The following is a 16,374-nucleotide window of genomic DNA, read 5'->3' as shown; positions in this document are numbered from 1 at the left end:
CAAGGGACCGCGATCGCCTGTGGGAGCGGCCTTGTGTCGCGATGGGCTGCGCAGCAGCCCCCCAATTTCGGATCAGTAATCGATCCGCACATCCCCTTTCGGCACGCTGCAGCACGACAGGATGTAGCCCTCGGCTTCGTCCTCTTCGGTGATGCCGCCGTTGTGCTCCATTTCCACTTCGCCCCCCAGCTTGAGCACCTTGCACGTACCGCAAATGCCCATGCCGCAGGCTTTCGGGATCATCAGGCCAACCTTGGCTGCCGCGGCATGCACGGTCTCGCCCGGGGCAATGCGAATGCTCTTCTCGCTGCCGATGAACTCCACCAGGTTGAGGTCGGAGACGTCCAGCTCTGGGGCATCGGCCGCCTGCTCGGCGTGTTCCACGGCGTCGGCTTTGGCTTCCGGCGGCGTGGCGCCGAACGATTCCTCGTGGTAATTGGCCATGTCGAAGCCGACCGCTTCCAGCAGGCGCTTGACCGCGTTCATGTACGGCGTAGGGCCGCAGCAGAACACCACGCGCTCCATGTAGTCCGGCGCGATCAGCTCCATCAGCCGCTGGTTCAGGTACCCGCGGTAACCCGCCCACGGCTCACCCAGGCCATGCTTTTCGCAAATGATGTGCAGGCTGAAGTTGGGGATACGCGAAGCCATCTGCTCCAGCTCGCGGTGGTAGATGATGTCCTTCGGCGAGCGGGCGCTGTGCACGAACACCATGTCGACATTGGCGTTGGTGTCGTAGAACCAGCGCGCCATCGACATCACCGGGGTAATGCCCACGCCGCCCGACAGGTACAGCACCTTGCCCGAAGGGAAGTCGATGGCATTGAACAGGCCCACAGGGCCGTGCACCGGCACCTCGAGGCCTTCGTGCATGGTGTCGTGCAGGAAGTTCGAGACCAGCCCGCCCGGCACGCGCTTGACGGTGATCGAGAAGCTGTACGGCACCGATGGCGAACTGGAGATGGTATAGGAACGCATCACCGGCTTGCCTTCGATCTCCAGCTCCAGGGTGACGAACTGCCCTGGCTTGAAGAAGAACATGATTGGCTGGTCGGCCATGAAGCAGAAGGTGCGCACGTCCCAGGTCTCCTGGATGACCTTGACGCAGCGCACGATGTGGCGGCCATTGGCCCAGGTCTGGGTAGTGACCGGATTGAGGAAGGTATCGGACATGTTCATCTCCAGCGGCCGACTATGGCCCTTTTTATGGCTGCGATAATGCGCAAGCTGAACACGACGCACATTCCTGCCTGCGACATCGACGTGCTTATCGCGACCAGGCCCGTGGCACAAGGCCTGGCGCGTCGTTATTCAATTCGGCCATGTCGCCCATGGATACGGTTCACGACGTCTTCGGACGCACACTCCACGGCAAAACAACATGCTGTTTTTTCAACGACAGCCTTGCGGCACCACCACAACGATTAGCCACCTTTTGCCGGCCGCGCACGGCCCCGAGGAATACACGATGGACGTCACCGCAACCCTGAGCCTGGGCGATCCACTTGAACCTGCACGCAAGGCTACCGCCGAGATGCTGCAGACCCGCGAGCGCACCTACTCGCTGCCCCAGCCGTTCTACACCGACGAGCGTCTGTTCCAGATCGACATGCAGGAGATCTTCCACAAGGAGTGGCTGATCGCCGGCATGACCTGCGAGATCCCGGCCAAGGGCAACTACATCACCCTGCAGATCGGCAAGAACCCGATCATCGTGGTGCGCGGTGCCGAAGGCAAGGTGCATGCCTTCCACAACGTCTGCCGCCACCGCGGCTCACGCCTGTGCGTCAGCGAAAAAGGTAAAGTGGCCAAGCTGGTGTGCCCATATCACCAGTGGACCTACGAGCTGGACGGCCGCCTGCTGTTCGCCGGCACCGAGATGGGTGCCGACTTCGACATGAACCAGTATGGCCTCAAGCCCGTGAACGTGAAGGTCGCAGGCGGCTACATCTTCATCAGCCTGGCGCAGAACCCGCCAGCCATCGACGAGTTCCTGGCCACCCTGGACCACTACATGGAACCGTACGACATGGAAAACACCAAGGTGGCGGTGCAGACCACCTTGATGGAAAAGGCCAACTGGAAGCTGGTACTGGAAAACAACCGCGAGTGCTACCACTGCAACGGTTCGCACCCGGAGCTGCTGCAAACCCTGCTGGAATGGGACGACACCAACGACCCGCGTGCCAGCCAGGAATTCAAGGACCACGTGGCCGCCTCTGCCGCCGCCTGGGAAGCCGAGAAGATCCCTTACCTGCACAAGAGCCACGGCCTGCGTAACCGTATCGTGCGCATGCCGCTGCTCAAGGGCACCGTGTCGATGACCATGGACGGCAAGCAGGCCTGCCAGAAACTGATGGGCCGCATCAAGAACCCGGACCTGGGCTCGATGCGCATCCTGCACCTGCCGCACTCGTGGAACCACTGCATGGGCGACCACATGATCGTGTTCACCGTATGGCCGATCAGTGCCCAGGAAACCATGGTCACCACCAAGTGGCTGGTGCACAAGGACGCTGTGGAAGGTGTGGACTACAACCCGGAAAACATGCGCAAGGTGTGGGACGCCACCAACGACCAGGACCGTCGACTGGCCGAAGAGAACCAGCGCGGGATCAACTCTACCGCTTACCAGCCTGGGCCTTACTCGAAGACTTACGAGTTTGGTGTGGTGAACTTCATTGACTGGTACAGCGACCGCGTATTGGCCAACTTGGGCGCAGAGCCTGCCCCCTACCTGAAGGAGGTAAAGGCTCAATAACCCATGAGGGCGTCGCACATTACGGTAGTGTTCGTGATGTGCGATGCGGCCTCGGTATACATTTGATATATGAGCTTAACGTCATGCTCATCTCAAGCAGGCTGTCGAACTCGCTTGTTCATATCACTCATGTAGCTCATGTCACTTTCCAGCAGTTCGAGTGATGTAAAGGGTCGAGGCACTGTTACCGCAACATCCGGGCGAAGCGCCACGGCACTAAGACCAAAGCCCGGGCTTTCAGGGGGCGCTGAAGGTAAGGGAAAACTGGCTGAAGGCACGTGTGGCGCCGGGGAATTGATTTCCAGATCTTGAGATCTGGGTTGTTTCGCCTTCACCCCCACAGCGGCGCGAAGGTTGGTAAGCACCCTGCTACCAAGGCTACTGCGCTCGTCATAAAGCGCTTTTGCAAAGCCCGCTACAGTTCCCGCCCCCGCCAAGCCGAGGCCTGCGTTGGACACATACGCAAACGAAGCCGCACCAGCAGTCTGCCCCACTGCCCCTGCGATACTCAACCCGCCACCCCCTACAGTCATGCGCAAAATCACGCGATCAACCCAGGTTGTGGGAGACTTGCTCAGGAGTGCTTTCCCAATTGAAATTGTGCCGACCACTGCTGTCATTACCCGCTGGGCGAACGCCGAGATAAACAAGGCATTATGCCCGCTAGGATCTCGGGTATTGACGGGATCACTATAGGCATAGGCGTTGATGCCTCCAAGACCAAAAGGACTTATTGCGTCAGGTGAGTGAAAGCGCATGAGTACAGGGTTAAAAGTGCGATAGCCCTGGCCCAGGTGATAGCAACCAGTCAGTTGATCTCTAATCTCGCCGGAGAAACCCGTGTATAGGCTATCGACGGGATTGAACCCACCGTAAACGGTAAAGGCACGGACGATATCGCTACCCTCACCCAAGACTGACTGCTGTCGGTCGACCTTAAGCAAATGTGAGACGGTCATGATGTGCCCTAATGACTTGGAATCACTAGCACTCTACCCATCCAACTCAATCACGTGATACTGGCAAAATTATCAGTTACCCCTTGGCCTGTCATGGCTCTCATTTCTATCAATTCCGCGCGATAGAGCACCTGCAGAGTGTTCTTTACATCTTACCCACAGAAACACCAACCCTTGGCGAACAGATTCCGTGGGCAGAACTCGGTGTATCTCATATTTCTGCTGGCCGCTAGCTGATGTCATTCAGGAAAAGACTTATTCACAGCTATGCGCGACATATTGGAAAGTGGCCACAGTTATCGTGCATGACTTGAAGAAGATGCGGTCGATGTAGGAGCGGCCTTGCGTCGCGATGGGCTGCGCAGCAGCCCCGGCAATCTTGAGTCAGGCTCGAAATCCAGGGGCTGCTGCGCAGCCCATCGCGACGCAAGGCCGCTCCTACAAAGGATCGCGTGAAGCCTTAACGCAGCACGCCCTCTTCCACCAGCAGCTTGAGGATGGCCTCAGCACCTTCCTGTGGCGAAACGTCCTTCAGCACCTTGCCACCGCCACCACTGGCCTTGGCGGTCGCTGCCTTCATGCGGTCGGCACCGCTCTTGGCCTTGATCACCTTCAACCGCTTGGGCCGTGGCCGGGCCGGTTGCAGCTCTGCCTCGGCCAGCAGCTCGTCGTCGACAATGGCCACGTTACGTGCCGCCAATACGCCCCGGCGTGCCGGGCCAAAGGCACTCTGGCGCGGCTTAGGTGCGGCGTTATCCACAGTCGCCAGCAGCGGTAAGCGAACCTTCAGCCGGCGCCGCTGGCCACGTGGCAGAGCCTGCAGGACCTGGGCGGTGCCGTTGTCGATCGACTCCACCTCGGCCAACCCTACAATCAACGGCCAACCCAGCTTCTCCGCCAGCAGGAACGGCAACATGCCCGACCCCTCGCCGGTCTCGGCCTGGCTGCCGGTCAGCACCAGTTGGGCCCCGGCGTCGCGCAGATAATCGCCCAGCACGCCCAGCACATCGGCACCGGCCGGTTGCTCCAGCACATCGAGGTGGTCCAGGCCCATGCCCAGGTAAGCGCGCAAAGCCTCTTCCTGTGGATCGCCAGCATGCACCACCTGCAAGTTATCCCCAGCCAGCTGCAAACCCAGCTCCACGGCGCGGGCATCCTGTTCGGCGCGGCGGGCGCGGCCGGAGCTGGGGTGGGCACCGATGGAAACCAGGCTGATCACTTTCGTACTCATGCTCGTGCCCTTATGCCGCGTCGCGCTGGCCGCCGCTGCGGTAGTTGTCCACAGCTTCGATCAACGCCTTGAGAATCGCCGAGCTGTCGCCAATTACCGACAGGTCAGCCCGTTTGATCATGTCGCAGCCCGGGTCCATGTTGATCGCCACCACCTTGTCGCAGGCACCGATGCCCTGCAGGTGCTGGATCGCGCCCGAGATACCCACAGCCACGTAAACCCGTGCAGTGACCCAGGTGCCGGTGGCACCCACCTGACGGTTACGCGGCATGAAGCCATCGTCCACCGCCACCCGCGAAGCGCCTTCGGTCGCGCCGAGGGCGGCTGTGGCTTTGTGGTACAGGTCCCAGTCCTTGACGCCGTTGCCGCCCGAGACGATGAATTCGGCTTCGGCCATGGCGATGGTGGCCGGGTCTACAGCCACCGAACCAAGGTCCTCGATGCGCGACAGGCTGCGCGCGATGCTTGTGGACAACTCCACCGGCAACGCTTCATGGCGGGTTTCGCTGACCGGCTCGGCACACTCGGCCGCCGCCAGGATCAGCCGTGGCACGGCGCGTTGCAGGTCTTGCTGGCCGGCACCGGCCCGGCCAATGCACTGGCCGTCCTTGACCTGCCAGACCCGCGTCGCCGGGCGCTCGCCCAGGGATGCACCCAGGCGCCGGCCCAGTTCGCCGCCACCGCTGCGGCTGTCGGGCAGCAGCCAGTGGCGCGGGGTGAACTGGTTATCCACAGCGCGCAGGCCCTGCACCAGTTGCTCCGGCGCATAACCTGCGAATTCCTCGCCTTCGAGCACCAGCAGGCGATCGACACCGGCTGTGGAAAAGTTGCTTTCCTTGTGTTCGCCAAACACCACTGCCAGCACGGCGCCGTCGCTGCCGGCCAGGCTATGGGCCAAGCCGAGCAGGTCGCGGTCGTGGCTGCTCAGGCGGCCGCCGACCATGTCTGGCACCACGGCAATGTAGAACGCCGGCTCAGGCACCTGGTGCAGCGGCAACTTGACCTCAGCCGCCGCGATGCGTCGGCCGCCCACAGCCGTGCCCTGCTGGGCGCCACTGCGGTCGATACGCTTGAGGCCGGCCGGGCCCACAAAGCCTGCGGCGAGCGCATGTGGGTTCTTGCGGATGATGCCGTTGGGGCCCATCCAGCTGGTCTGTTGCGTCTGCATCGCAGCATGCAGCGGATGCAGACGGTTACGGGCGATCCACTCGGCGCGTGGGTCGCGGCGGACAATGTCGCTCATCAGTGCACCTCCGCAGGTTCACGTTTGGCCGCTTGCGGCTTTGCGGCGGCAGGCGCGTCTTCTTCGATCAACACATCAGCCACCAGCTCGGCCAGGTCCTTGATCTGTGGGCGCGGTTCGACCACGCCTTCGAGCATGGCGGTGCACTGTGGGCAACCCACGGCCACCAGCTCAGCCTTGGTTTCGCGGATGTCATCCATGCGCATGTCCGGAATACGCTGCTTGCCGGGGATGTCGGTGATCGGCGCACCGCCGCCACCGCCACAGCACCGCGAACGGAAGCCCGAGCGCTCCATTTCGCGCACTTCGATACCCAGCGCCTTGAGCACCGCACGCGGGGCTTCGTACTCGCCGTTGTAACGGCCCAGGTAGCACGGGTCGTGGTAGGTGACACTGCCACCCTTGTGCTGGCCCAGGTTCAGCTTGTTGGCGGCGATCAGCTCGGCAATGTAGGTGCTGTGGTGCTGCACCTGGTAGTCGCCGCCCAATGCACCGTATTCGTTCTTCAACACATGGAAGCTGTGCGGGTCGCAGGTGACTATACGCTGGAACTTGTACTTGGCCAGGGTCTGGATATTGCGCTTGGCCAGTTGCTGGAAGGTCGCTTCGTCGCCCAGGCGGCGCGCCACGTCGCCGCTGTCGCGTTCTTCCAGGCCAAGCACGGCAAAGTCGACACCCGAGGCCTTGAGCACTTTGACGAACGAGCGCAAGGTGCGCTGGTTGCGCATGTCGAATGCGCCATCGCCCACCCAGAACAGCACCTCGGTGGTTTTCACCTCCGACAGCAGTTGCAGGTTGAGGTCGGCGGCCCAGTTCATACGCCCGCCAGGCGCGAAACCGCCAGGGTTGTCGGTGGCGATCAGGTTGTCCAGCACCTCGGCGCCCTTGTTCGGCGTGGCACCCTTCTCCAGGGTGAGGTGGCGGCGCATGTCGACGATGGCATCGACGTGCTCGATCATCATCGGGCACTCTTCGACACAGGCACGGCAGGTGGTGCACGACCACAGCGTTTCAGCGTCGACCAGGCCATTGACGATCGGCTGGTGCGGGCTGCCGCCGTGCTCGCCAATCGGCTTGCCAGGGTACGGGCTGCCGGCGAACTGGGCGTCGGTGCCACCGGCCAGGCCGATGACCATGTCCTGGATGAGTTTTTTCGGGTTCAACGGCTGGCCGGCGGCAAAGGCCGGGCACATGGCTTCACATTTGCCGCACTGCACGCAGGCATCGAAGCCAAGCAACTGGTTCCAGGTGAAGTCCACCGGTTTTTCCACGCCCAGCGGCGCGTTGGGGTCTTCCAGGTCCAGCGGCTTGAGGCCGGTGGAGCGGCCACCGCCAAAGCGTTCGGCGCGGCGGTGCCAGGCCAGGTGCAGGGCACCGGCGAAGGCGTGCTTCATCGGGCCGCCCCAGGTCATGCCGAAGAACAGCTCGGACACGCCCCACAGCACGCCCAGGCCAAGAATGCCGACCATCACCCAGCCACCGGTGTTGGCCGGCAGGATGCCAGCAACCGGCAGGGTGGCGATGAAGAAGCTCACGGCAAACGCCAGCAGGCTCTTGGGCAGGCGCATCCACAGGCCCCTGGACAGGCGCGAAGGCGGGTTGAGGCGGCGCTTGAAGACAAAGATGGCACCGCTGAACATGATCACCGTGGCGACCAGCAGCGCGTAACCAAGGATCTTGCTCTGCAGGCCAAAGCCGTGCACCAGGATCGCCAGCACGGCCGACAGCACGAAGCCGCCTGCGGTGGCCACGTGGGTCTTGGACATGTACTTGTCGCGCTCGACCACATGGTGCAGGTCCACCAGGTAGCGGCGCGGCATGGCCAGCAGGCCGCCGATCAGGTCAACCTTGGAGGCCCGGCCACGTCGCCACATACGCACCCGGCGCAAGGCGCCGAGCACTGCCAGGCCAAGGGCAGCGAACAGCAGGATGGGTAACAGGGTGTTCAACATGGGAGGCTCCCACAACAGCTGGATTCTTGCGCCACCTCAAGGGCGGCGCGGACCCCTGTAGGAGCGGCCTTGTGTCGCGAAAGGGCCGTGAAACGGCCCCAGCATTCTCAGCGCTGATGAATTGCTGGGGCCGCTTCGCAGCCCTTTCGCGACACAAGGCCGCTCCTACAGGGGGGCCAGTCCCGTCTCTAGATAGACGGTGCGATCAGAAGTCCTTGCACAGGCGCAAGGCGTCGTAGATCGCCGCATGCACGTTGCGCTGGGCCACGCAGTCACCGATGCGGTACAGCAGGTAGCCTTCGCCCGGCTGGCTGAGGATCGGCTGTGGCTTGATGGCGAACAGCGCCTCCACGTCGATCTGGCCTTTGTTGCGCGAACCTTCCTTCAGCGCGTAATACAGCTGCTCGTCAGGGCGCACGCCGTTTTCCACCACCACCTGGTCAACCACGCGCTCTTCCTTGGCGCCGGTGTACTCGTTCTCCAGCACCGCCACCAGCTTGTCGCCTTCGCGGTAGACCTTTTCCAGCATCATGTCGCCGGTCATGATCACTTCTTTCGGGTACATGCTGCGGTAGTAGGTCGGGAAGGTAGTACCGCCCATGGCGACGCCCGGCTTGATGTCGTCGGTGACGATCTCGACCTGGCTGCCCTTGTCGGCGATGAAGTCGGCCACCGACATGCCGGTGAACTCGCAGATGGTGTCGTACACCAGCACGTTCTTGCCCGGCGCAACCTTGCCGTCGAGTACGTCCCAGCTGCTGACCACCAGCCCTTCGGCGGCGCCCCAGTGTTCGTTCTGCTCAAGGAACGAGTGGCCACCTACCGCCAGCACGATCACGTCCGGGCGCAGGTCCTGGATCGTCGCCACGTCGGCGGCGGTGCCCAGGCGCAAGTCGACCTTCAGGCGCGCCAGTTCCAGCTGGTACCAGCGGGTGATACCGGCAATCTGGTCACGTTGCGGTGCCTTGGCAGCGATGGTGATCTGCCCGCCGATCTGGTCCTTCTTCTCGAACAGGGTCACATCGTGGCCACGCTCGGCGGCCACGCGGGCCGCTTCCATGCCCGCCGGGCCGGCACCTACCACCACCACCTTGCGCTTCACGCCAGTGGTCTTCTCGATGATGTGCGGCACGCCCATGTATTCACGGGAGGTGGCGGCGTTCTGGATGCACAGCACATCCAGGCCCTGGTACTGGCGGTCGATGCAATAGTTGGCACCGACGCACTGCTTGATCTGGTCGATCTGGCCCATCTTGATCTTGGCGATCAGGTGCGGGTCGGCCATGTGCGCACGGGTCATGCCGACCATGTCCACGTAGCCGCCTTCGAGAATGCGCGTGGCCTGGTTCGGGTCCTTGATGTTCTGTGCGTGCAGCACGGGGACCTTGACCACTTCCTTGATACCGGCCGCCAGGTGCAGGAACGGCTCTGGCGGGTAGCTCATGTTCGGAATGACGTTGGCCAGGGTATTGTGGGTGTCGCAACCCGAGCCGACCACACCGATGAAGTCGAGCATGCCGGTCGCGTCGTAGTAGGCCGCGATCTGCTTCATGTCTTCGTGGCTGAGGCCATCGGGGTGGAACTCGTCGCCACAGATACGCATGCCCACGCAGAAATCGTCACCGACTTCGGCGCGCACAGCCTTCAGCACTTCCAGGCCGAACTTCATGCGGCCCTCGAACGTGCCGCCCCATTCGTCGGTACGCTTGTTGACCCGCGGGCTCCAGAACTGGTCGATCATGTGCTGGTGCACTGCCGACAGCTCGACACCGTCCAGGCCGCCCTCTTTGGCGCGACGCGCGGCCTGGGCGTAGTTACCGATCACCCGCCAGATCTCTTCCACCTCGATGGTCTTGCAGGTGGCGCGGTGCACCGGTTCGCGAATACCCGAAGGCGACATCAGGGTCGGCCAGTTGAAGCCGTCCCAGCGCGAGCGGCGGCCCATGTGGGTAATCTGGATCATGATCTTGGCCCCATGCTTGTGCATGGCGTCGGCCAGGTTCTGGAAGTGCGGGATGATGCGGTCGGTGGAAAGGTTGACAGATGCCCACCATTCCTGGGGGCTGTCGATGGCCACCACCGACGAACCGCCGCAGATCGCCAGGCCGATACCGCCCTTGGCCTTTTCCTCGTAATACTTCACATAGCGGTCGGTCGTCATGCCGCCGTCAGTGGCGTAGACCTCGGCGTGCGCGGTGCTGAGCACGCGGTTGCGGATGGTCAGTTTGCCGATCTGGATCGGCTGGAACATTGCTTCGAATGCCATGACGCTATCTCCGGCTTACAACGGCTTTGTAACGAACAGGCCATCTTCGTGGCCTTCTTCCGACCCGCCATAGACCTGTTCGGCCACAGTGCGGATAGCGCTGCCGCGGGCAGCGAGAATCTGGTCCATGGCGCCGGCAAACCAGCCGGTGAACATGTAGTCGACCTTGCGGCCGCACTTGCCATAGACGTACACGAATGCAGAGTGCTTGAGCTTGACGCTGCAGGTGCCTTTATCCAGGTCAATGTCCTGGATCTCGAACAGGCCCCAGCCACGCTGGCTCAGGCGCTTCATGTAATGCTCGAACACCGCCACGCCTTCCAGGCCATGGCACTCGGCTTCTTTTTCACACCAGTGCCAGGCGGACTTGTAGCCGGCCTTGTAGAGAATCTCGGCGTACTTGTCGGCGCCCAGTACCTCTTCGATACCCATGTGGTTGTTGACGAAGAAATGGCGCGGCACGTACAGCATCGGCAGGGCGTCGCTGGTCCAGACACCGGTCTCGCTGTCGACTTCGATTGGCAATTGCGGGGCGATTTTGGCCATGGAAACTCAACTCCATAAAAATTTTTGTTTGGGTGCCCCGGCGTTGCTGGCAGGGGCATTCAGGCTTGGAGAGCGGCTTATTCGCCCCACACGTCCTTGAGGACGTTGACCCAGTTCTCGCCCATGATCTTGCGCACCACGCGCTCGGAGTGGCCGCGCTTGAGCAAGGTTTCGGTGAGGTTGGGGAATTCACCCACGGTACGGATACCCAGCGGGTTGATGATCTTGCCGAAGTTGGTCAGGCGGCGGGCGTAACCCTTGTCGTGGGTCAGGTACTCGAAGAAGTCCTGGCCATGGCCTTGGGTAAAGTCGGTACCGATGCCGATCGCGTCTTCACCCACGATATTCATGGTGTACTCGATGGCTTCGGCGTAGTCGTCGATGGTCGAATCGATACCCTTGGCCAGGAACGGGGCGAACATGGTCACGCCAACGAAGCCGCCGTGGTCGGCGATGAACTTCAGCTCGGCGTCGGACTTGTTGCGCGGGTGCTCCTTGAGGCCCGATGGCAGGCAGTGCGAGTAGCACACCGGCTTTTTCGATTCGAGAATGACTTCTTCGGAGGTTTTGGAGCCGACGTGGGACAGGTCGCACATGATGCCGACGCGGTTCATTTCGGCGACGATCTCGCGACCAAAGCCCGACAGGCCGCCGTCGCGCTCGTAGCAACCGGTGCCCACCAGGTTCTGGGTGTTGTAGCACATCTGCACGATGCCAACGCCCAGTTGCTTGAACACGTCGACATAGGCGATCTGGTCTTCGAAGGCATGGGCGTTCTGGAAGCCGAAGAGAATGCCGGTCTTGCCCAGTTCCTTGGCCTTGCGGATGTCGGCGGTAGTGCGCACCGGCATTACCAGGTCGCTGTTGTCGCGGATCAGCTTCTGGCTGGCGGCGATCTGGTCGACGGTTGCCTTGAACCCTTCCCACACCGATACCGTGCAGTTGGCCGCAGTGAGCCCGCCTTTGCGCATGTCCTCGAACAGCTCGCGGTTCCACTTGGCAATGATCAGGCCGTCAATGACGATACTGTCGGCGTGAAGTTCGGCTGGGCTCATCAGGCTGTCCCCTTTTATCGAATGGGTTGGCGCCAAACCTTGTGCCGGCGCTTTGGGGCCAGCATATGCCTGTGCCCAAAGGCGCCCCGATGCAAAAACGACAGGGGGTTTGCCGAAAGCGTCAATGCGCGACAACAGGGCATCTGGCGCGCGGGCTGGCGATGCGAGACAGTCTCGACAACAGCATTTGCGGCCACTTCATGAACATTTGGTCAGGTAGCTACCACCAGAGCGCAGGCTGAGCGAGAATCCCTGCGAATCGACAGCCAGGTGAGGAGAAAAAGGATGAAATCAATGGCATGGCTGGCGCTGCTGGCCGTTGTGAGCGGGGCCCAGGCCAGCGAGGAAGAAAGCACGCCTTGCGACAATGTGGAAACCGACCAGCAAACCTTCGCCTGCGCAGCATTCAACAAGCAGGTCGCCGAGCGTGAGCTGCAGTCGGCCTACGACGAACTCGCCGCACGCATGCGTGACCAGTTCGGCGACGAAGCCGGCCTGATGTCGCGAATAGAGGCAGCCGAGCAACTCTGGCGTCAACTGCGTGATGCAGACTGCAAGGTCGAAACCCACGCTGAACAGCCAGGCAGCAAGGCCTACCAGACTGCCTGGAACAGCTGCATTGCACAGCGCAGCGATGAGCGGGCGGAATACCTGCGCGGCCTGGGCCTGCAAGACGGTGACGAGCCAGCCCCCGAAGATTGATCAGCACCTGAGAAGGACCAACGCCCGAGGAACAACATGCCGCTGATGCCCCCTGCGTCGTTGCTCGATAGTGCCCTCAGACCACGTGCTCAGCATGTGTGTCTTGAAATTCAAAACTATCAAGGAATTACAAAGTGGCTGACATCAAAGTTGAAATGGAAAAAATCCGCAAAGAGGGCCAGGAGCGCGTTGCCGCTACCGGCCAGACCATCTGCGTTTTCGCTGACAATGTGCCTGCCGACGTTGCACAAGACATCCTGTCCGGCCTGGGCTTGATGACCGCACTGGCCAACAAGAAGTTCGACAAGGAAACCCAGCAGCGCGAGTGGTACAACTTCTACAACGATGGCCTGATCAAATTCGGCTGGACCATGACAGGTGCTGCACATGCCGAAGATGCCATTGATGAGGACAACCTGACCCTGGCAGAACTGATCACCAAGTCCGTCACCATCAGTGTTTCCGCGGACCCTCGTCGCGCCGCCTGCGCCAAGCGTGCTCTGCAAGTTGTCGTGCAGAAGCCGGAAGTCAAGGCACACCTGGAAAAGCACAGCCATAGCGAATCCGGCAAATCGAGCAACTTCGTGGTAGCCCAGTGCGAAATGACACCACAAGGCCTGCCCACCATGCACATGACCAGCTTCCAGGCCAGCTACGACTCGAAAATCGAGCGTGAGGGCGCCCTGAGCCGCAAGGTCGACAAAACTTCCACCCGCGTCTACCGCGCGTCGCAACAAGGCACGTTCAGCGTTCGTCACTTCGACGCTGCGCGGGAACTTGTGAACGAGAAAATCAAAAACGACCTCGGCGAGTTTTTCGCTAGCTGATGAGCGAGGCCGGGTACCAGAAAGCGCTGGTACCCGGCTCTGGTCATGTGCAGCCATCGAGGAACAATGCCACATGAGCGATACAAGCCTGGACACCCGAATATTCGAGGAGCGGCTAAGCATCAAACCTGCACCCTGGCTGACACTCGAGACATGGGAAGATTTGCAGCTCTGCCTGCGTCATTCACAAGCATTGGCCAATGAAAGCTACTCGATGGAGATCCAGCCTCGGCAATGGTTCGCGCTCGCCCTCGCCACCTTGAAATCATTGAAATTCACCCTGTGTGAACATACACACAAAACCATTGTGTATGAGCCGCACCTGCTTGCGCTAAGCGATGTATACAATGGCTTTCTACCGCCACCGCGGGCCAAAGGGCCTTGGTTCAAAAGCCTGGAAGAAAATATTCAAAACGCCCTGCAGTCGGCGGGTGCACGTAAATTCACCGTCATGAACGCCTCTTCACATCTAAGTATCGAAATGGACCATGAGGGTGACCAGGTTCCGGTGGCGATCCTGTTTTATACCTACTGCGTTACCGACCCGGTCGAGCCCACCCGAAAGTTGAACCTGATATTCGACCATCTGGGTGCACGCTTCAATGCAGAAGGTTTTGCCCCGCTTCGCCAGGACCTGCAAGCGAGCAACCGGGAAAAACTGAGGGCAATTCTCGAGCGCGAGCTTGAGTGAAGCTCATTTGGGGCCGCCCGGCCGACGTTCCTCCCGCGGGCACCGCCCAAACTTCAGCTTGTAGCGCCGCGTAAAATACGATGGAAGTTCAAACCCGCACGCAATGCTGACCTGGGTCACCGACATGTCGGTCTGGGCCAACAGCTGACGCGCCTTGTCCAGCCGTAACGCGAGATAGAAACTGCTGGGTGTGGTATCCAGGTGTATGCGAAACAACCGCTCCAGTTGACGCCTCGTGACCTTGATCGCGGCTGCCAGATCCAGCGTGGTCAGTGGTGGCTCGAAGTGTTTTTCCATTTCGCCAATGGCATGGATCAGCTTCTTGTTACTGATGCCGTAACGCGCGCCGATCTGCATACGCTGGTGGTCCTGGCGCTGACGGATACGCCCCAGCACGAACTGCTCGGACACTTTGACCGCCAGTTCGCTGCCATGAGCCTGGGCAATCAAGTACAGCATCAGATCGATCGAGGCCGTTCCGCCTGCGCAGGTGATGCGGCTGCGGTCAATCTCGAACAGCTCCTGGGTGGCCTGAAGACCTGGATAGCGTTCCTTGAAGGCCTCCAGCGCCTCCCAATGCAACGTCGCCCGGTAACCCTCGAGCAGCCCCGCCTCGGCCAACACCATCGCACCGGTGTCGATGCCCCCAAGCATGACAGCGTCATGGTTGAGCCGGCGCAGCGCATGCAACAGTTTGGGTGCGACATTGGCAAGTGGCTCGAAGCCCGCAACCACCAGCAGGATGTCGGGCGACTCGCCCTCCCCTAGAGCGGCATCGGCATTGATAGACATGCCATTGCTCGCCAGCACCGCCTCACCGTTCAGGCTCAGCACCTGCCACCGGTACAACGGCCCGCCAAAACGATTGGCTACCCGCAGTGGTTCCACCGCAGAAATGAACCCCATGGCGGAAAAACCGGGCACCAACAGAAAGGCAATCGTCTCCATCATCCCCCTCCACAGAAACTGGTCGCCCAGGTGCTAATTCCTGTCGCTAGCGTGCGCTTGGGCAAGATGGCGCCAGCGTAGCGTATTCACACGGCCCAGAGAGACCGAACCCCATAACAATATGCACTGCCGATGGAGAGCCACCATGCACAGCTTGATCCGCCGCAGCCTGTTGACCCTTGCCCTGAGCAGCATCGCCACTTCCCCACTGTTGGCCGCCGAACCCGCGGCCTGCAAGCACGTCCGCCTGGGCGTGGTCAACTGGACCGACGTCATTGCCACCAGCGCCATGGCTCAGGTGCTGCTCGATGGCCTGGGCTACCAGACCAAACAGACCAGCGCTTCGCAGCAGATCATTTTTGCCGGCATCCGCGACAAGCGCCTGGACATGTTCCTGGGTTACTGGAACCCGATCATGACCCAGACCATCACCCCGTTCGTCGACGCCGGGCAGGTCAAGGTGCTCGACCAGCCAAGCCTGGAAGACGCCCGCGCCACCCTCGCCGTGCCGAAATACCTGTATGACAAGGGCCTGAAAACCTTTGCCGATATCCACAAGTTCGAAAAGGAACTGGGCGGCAAGATCTATGGCATCGAGCCAGGCTCGGGGGCCAATACGCAGATCAAGGCCATGATCACCAAGAACCAGTTTGGCCTGGGCAAATTCCAGCTGGTCGAGTCCAGCGAAGCGGGCATGCTCGCCGCGGTCGACCGCGCCGTGCGGCGCAAGGAAGCCGTGGTGTTCTTCGGCTGGGCACCGCACCCGATGAACGTGAACATCGACATGGCCTACCTGGGTGACAGCCAGGACGCCCTCGGCCCCGACGAAGGCCGTGCCACGGTGTGGACGGTGACCGCGCCGGACTACGCCGAACGCTGCCCCAACGCCAACCGCCTGCTGGCCAACCTGAAATTCAGCGCCGAGGACGAGAGCCGCATGATGCAGCCGCTGCTCGACCACAAGGACGCGCTGGAGTCGGCCCGCCAGTGGCTCAAGGACCACCCCGAGGACAAAGCCCGCTGGCTTGAGGGTGTGACCACCTTTGACGGCAAGCCGGCTGCGGACAACCTCAAGCTCACCGCCAACTGATCCGGCCTCTTCGCCTGTAGGAGCGGCCTTGTGTCGCGAAAGGGCTGCGCCAGCAGCCCCAGGATTTGTGCGCGCTGCTGAAATCTGGGGCCGCTTCGCGGCC

At 61.4% G+C, this 16,374-nt stretch carries 14 protein-coding genes; 5 read left to right on the top strand and 9 right to left on the bottom strand.

The window, feature by feature from the left end:
* Window positions 1–72: 72 nt before the first annotated feature.
* A complete protein-coding gene (gbcB, locus tag GYA94_RS10410) occupies window positions 73–1,173 on the bottom strand; it encodes a glycine betaine monooxygenase reductase subunit (protein WP_009682911.1) in 1,101 nt (366 codons plus the stop codon).
* Window positions 1,174–1,468: 295 nt separating this feature from the next.
* Between gbcB and gbca the strand changes: the two genes are divergently transcribed.
* The gene (gene gbca, locus GYA94_RS10405; protein ID WP_054912226.1) at window positions 1,469–2,761 is read left to right on the top strand and encodes a glycine betaine monooxygenase oxygenase subunit; all 1,293 of its coding nucleotides are present in this window, start codon (window positions 1,469–1,471) and stop codon (window positions 2,759–2,761) included.
* A gap of 92 nt (window positions 2,762–2,853) precedes the next feature.
* Here the strand turns inward: gbca and GYA94_RS10400 are convergent, their stop codons facing one another.
* The 7 genes from GYA94_RS10400 to GYA94_RS10370 all read right to left on the bottom strand — a co-directional run bounded on the left by GYA94_RS10400 (window position 2,854) and on the right by GYA94_RS10370 (window position 12,013).
* Window positions 2,854–3,720 carry an RHS repeat-associated core domain-containing protein gene (locus GYA94_RS10400; protein ID WP_161892280.1) on the bottom strand — a complete coding sequence of 289 codons (867 nt, stop codon included), beginning with the start codon at window positions 3,718–3,720 and terminating at the stop codon, window positions 2,854–2,856.
* A gap of 460 nt (window positions 3,721–4,180) precedes the next feature.
* Window positions 4,181–4,951 carry an electron transfer flavoprotein subunit beta gene (etfB, locus tag GYA94_RS10395; protein ID WP_012270110.1) on the bottom strand — a complete coding sequence of 257 codons (771 nt, stop codon included), beginning with the start codon at window positions 4,949–4,951 and terminating at the stop codon, window positions 4,181–4,183.
* A 10-nt stretch (window positions 4,952–4,961) separates the two neighbouring features.
* Window positions 4,962–6,194: an electron transfer flavoprotein subunit alpha gene (gene etfA, locus GYA94_RS10390; protein WP_161892279.1), complete on the bottom strand. Its 1,233-nt coding sequence runs from the start codon at window positions 6,192–6,194 to the stop codon at window positions 4,962–4,964.
* A complete protein-coding gene (gene dgcB, locus GYA94_RS10385; RefSeq protein WP_161892278.1) occupies window positions 6,194–8,146 on the bottom strand; it encodes a dimethylglycine demethylation protein DgcB in 1,953 nt (650 codons plus the stop codon). The genes etfA and dgcB overlap by 1 nt, the downstream gene beginning before the upstream one ends.
* A gap of 205 nt (window positions 8,147–8,351) precedes the next feature.
* Complete coding sequence (gene dgcA / locus GYA94_RS10380; RefSeq protein WP_019096852.1) at window positions 8,352–10,412, bottom strand: dimethylglycine demethylation protein DgcA; 2,061 nt, start codon at window positions 10,410–10,412, stop codon at window positions 8,352–8,354.
* Window positions 10,413–10,427: 15 nt separating this feature from the next.
* The gene (locus GYA94_RS10375; RefSeq protein WP_029886397.1) at window positions 10,428–10,958 is read right to left on the bottom strand and encodes a DUF5943 domain-containing protein; all 531 of its coding nucleotides are present in this window, start codon (window positions 10,956–10,958) and stop codon (window positions 10,428–10,430) included.
* Window positions 10,959–11,035: 77 nt separating this feature from the next.
* A complete protein-coding gene (locus GYA94_RS10370) occupies window positions 11,036–12,013 on the bottom strand; it encodes a dipeptidase (RefSeq protein WP_009682902.1) in 978 nt (325 codons plus the stop codon).
* A 285-nt stretch (window positions 12,014–12,298) separates the two neighbouring features.
* Between GYA94_RS10370 and GYA94_RS10365 the strand changes: the two genes are divergently transcribed.
* The 3 genes from GYA94_RS10365 to GYA94_RS10355 all read left to right on the top strand — a co-directional run bounded on the left by GYA94_RS10365 (window position 12,299) and on the right by GYA94_RS10355 (window position 14,233).
* Complete coding sequence (locus tag GYA94_RS10365; RefSeq protein ID WP_029886398.1) at window positions 12,299–12,715, top strand: lysozyme inhibitor LprI family protein; 417 nt, start codon at window positions 12,299–12,301, stop codon at window positions 12,713–12,715.
* A gap of 134 nt (window positions 12,716–12,849) precedes the next feature.
* Window positions 12,850–13,542: a hypothetical protein gene (locus GYA94_RS10360; protein WP_161892277.1), complete on the top strand. Its 693-nt coding sequence runs from the start codon at window positions 12,850–12,852 to the stop codon at window positions 13,540–13,542.
* Between the two features lie 73 nt (window positions 13,543–13,615).
* Complete coding sequence (locus GYA94_RS10355; protein ID WP_161892276.1) at window positions 13,616–14,233, top strand: hypothetical protein; 618 nt, start codon at window positions 13,616–13,618, stop codon at window positions 14,231–14,233.
* A gap of 3 nt (window positions 14,234–14,236) precedes the next feature.
* Here the strand turns inward: GYA94_RS10355 and GYA94_RS10350 are convergent, their stop codons facing one another.
* On the bottom strand, window positions 14,237–15,184 hold the full coding sequence (locus GYA94_RS10350; protein WP_110678143.1) for a GlxA family transcriptional regulator: 948 nt from the start codon (window positions 15,182–15,184) through the stop codon (window positions 14,237–14,239).
* Window positions 15,185–15,326: 142 nt separating this feature from the next.
* Here GYA94_RS10350 and choX point away from each other — a divergent pair, with 142 nt between their 5' ends.
* Window positions 15,327–16,271, top strand: a complete 945-nt coding sequence (gene choX / locus GYA94_RS10345) for a choline ABC transporter substrate-binding protein (RefSeq protein WP_161892275.1) — start codon at window positions 15,327–15,329, stop codon at window positions 16,269–16,271.
* Window positions 16,272–16,374 lie beyond the last annotated feature (103 nt).

The organism is Pseudomonas juntendi, from assembly GCF_009932375.1.
In the GTDB taxonomy this organism is placed as follows: Bacteria; Pseudomonadota; Gammaproteobacteria; order Pseudomonadales; family Pseudomonadaceae; genus Aquipseudomonas; species Aquipseudomonas juntendi.
This window is presented reverse-complemented; position numbering and strand designations above follow the sequence as displayed.

What these genes read in the sequence shown, in the direction of transcription:
- gbcB (WP_009682911.1), bottom strand. Translation starts at nt 1,173, where the DNA reads ATGTCCGATACCTTCCTCAATCCGGTCACTACCCAGACCTGGGCCAAT.
- gbca (WP_054912226.1), top strand. Translation starts at nt 1,469, where the DNA reads ATGGACGTCACCGCAACCCTGAGCCTGGGCGATCCACTTGAACCTGCA.
- GYA94_RS10400 (WP_161892280.1), bottom strand. Translation starts at nt 3,720, where the DNA reads ATGACCGTCTCACATTTGCTTAAGGTCGACCGACAGCAGTCAGTCTTG.
- etfB (WP_012270110.1), bottom strand. Translation starts at nt 4,951, where the DNA reads ATGAGTACGAAAGTGATCAGCCTGGTTTCCATCGGTGCCCACCCCAGC.
- etfA (WP_161892279.1), bottom strand. Translation starts at nt 6,194, where the DNA reads ATGAGCGACATTGTCCGCCGCGACCCACGCGCCGAGTGGATCGCCCGT.
- dgcB (WP_161892278.1), bottom strand. Translation starts at nt 8,146, where the DNA reads ATGTTGAACACCCTGTTACCCATCCTGCTGTTCGCTGCCCTTGGCCTG.
- dgcA (WP_019096852.1), bottom strand. Translation starts at nt 10,412, where the DNA reads ATGGCATTCGAAGCAATGTTCCAGCCGATCCAGATCGGCAAACTGACC.
- GYA94_RS10375 (WP_029886397.1), bottom strand. Translation starts at nt 10,958, where the DNA reads ATGGCCAAAATCGCCCCGCAATTGCCAATCGAAGTCGACAGCGAGACC.
- GYA94_RS10370 (WP_009682902.1), bottom strand. Translation starts at nt 12,013, where the DNA reads ATGAGCCCAGCCGAACTTCACGCCGACAGTATCGTCATTGACGGCCTG.
- GYA94_RS10365 (WP_029886398.1), top strand. Translation starts at nt 12,299, where the DNA reads ATGAAATCAATGGCATGGCTGGCGCTGCTGGCCGTTGTGAGCGGGGCC.
- GYA94_RS10355 (WP_161892276.1), top strand. Translation starts at nt 13,616, where the DNA reads ATGAGCGATACAAGCCTGGACACCCGAATATTCGAGGAGCGGCTAAGC.
- GYA94_RS10350 (WP_110678143.1), bottom strand. Translation starts at nt 15,184, where the DNA reads ATGATGGAGACGATTGCCTTTCTGTTGGTGCCCGGTTTTTCCGCCATG.
- choX (WP_161892275.1), top strand. Translation starts at nt 15,327, where the DNA reads ATGCACAGCTTGATCCGCCGCAGCCTGTTGACCCTTGCCCTGAGCAGC.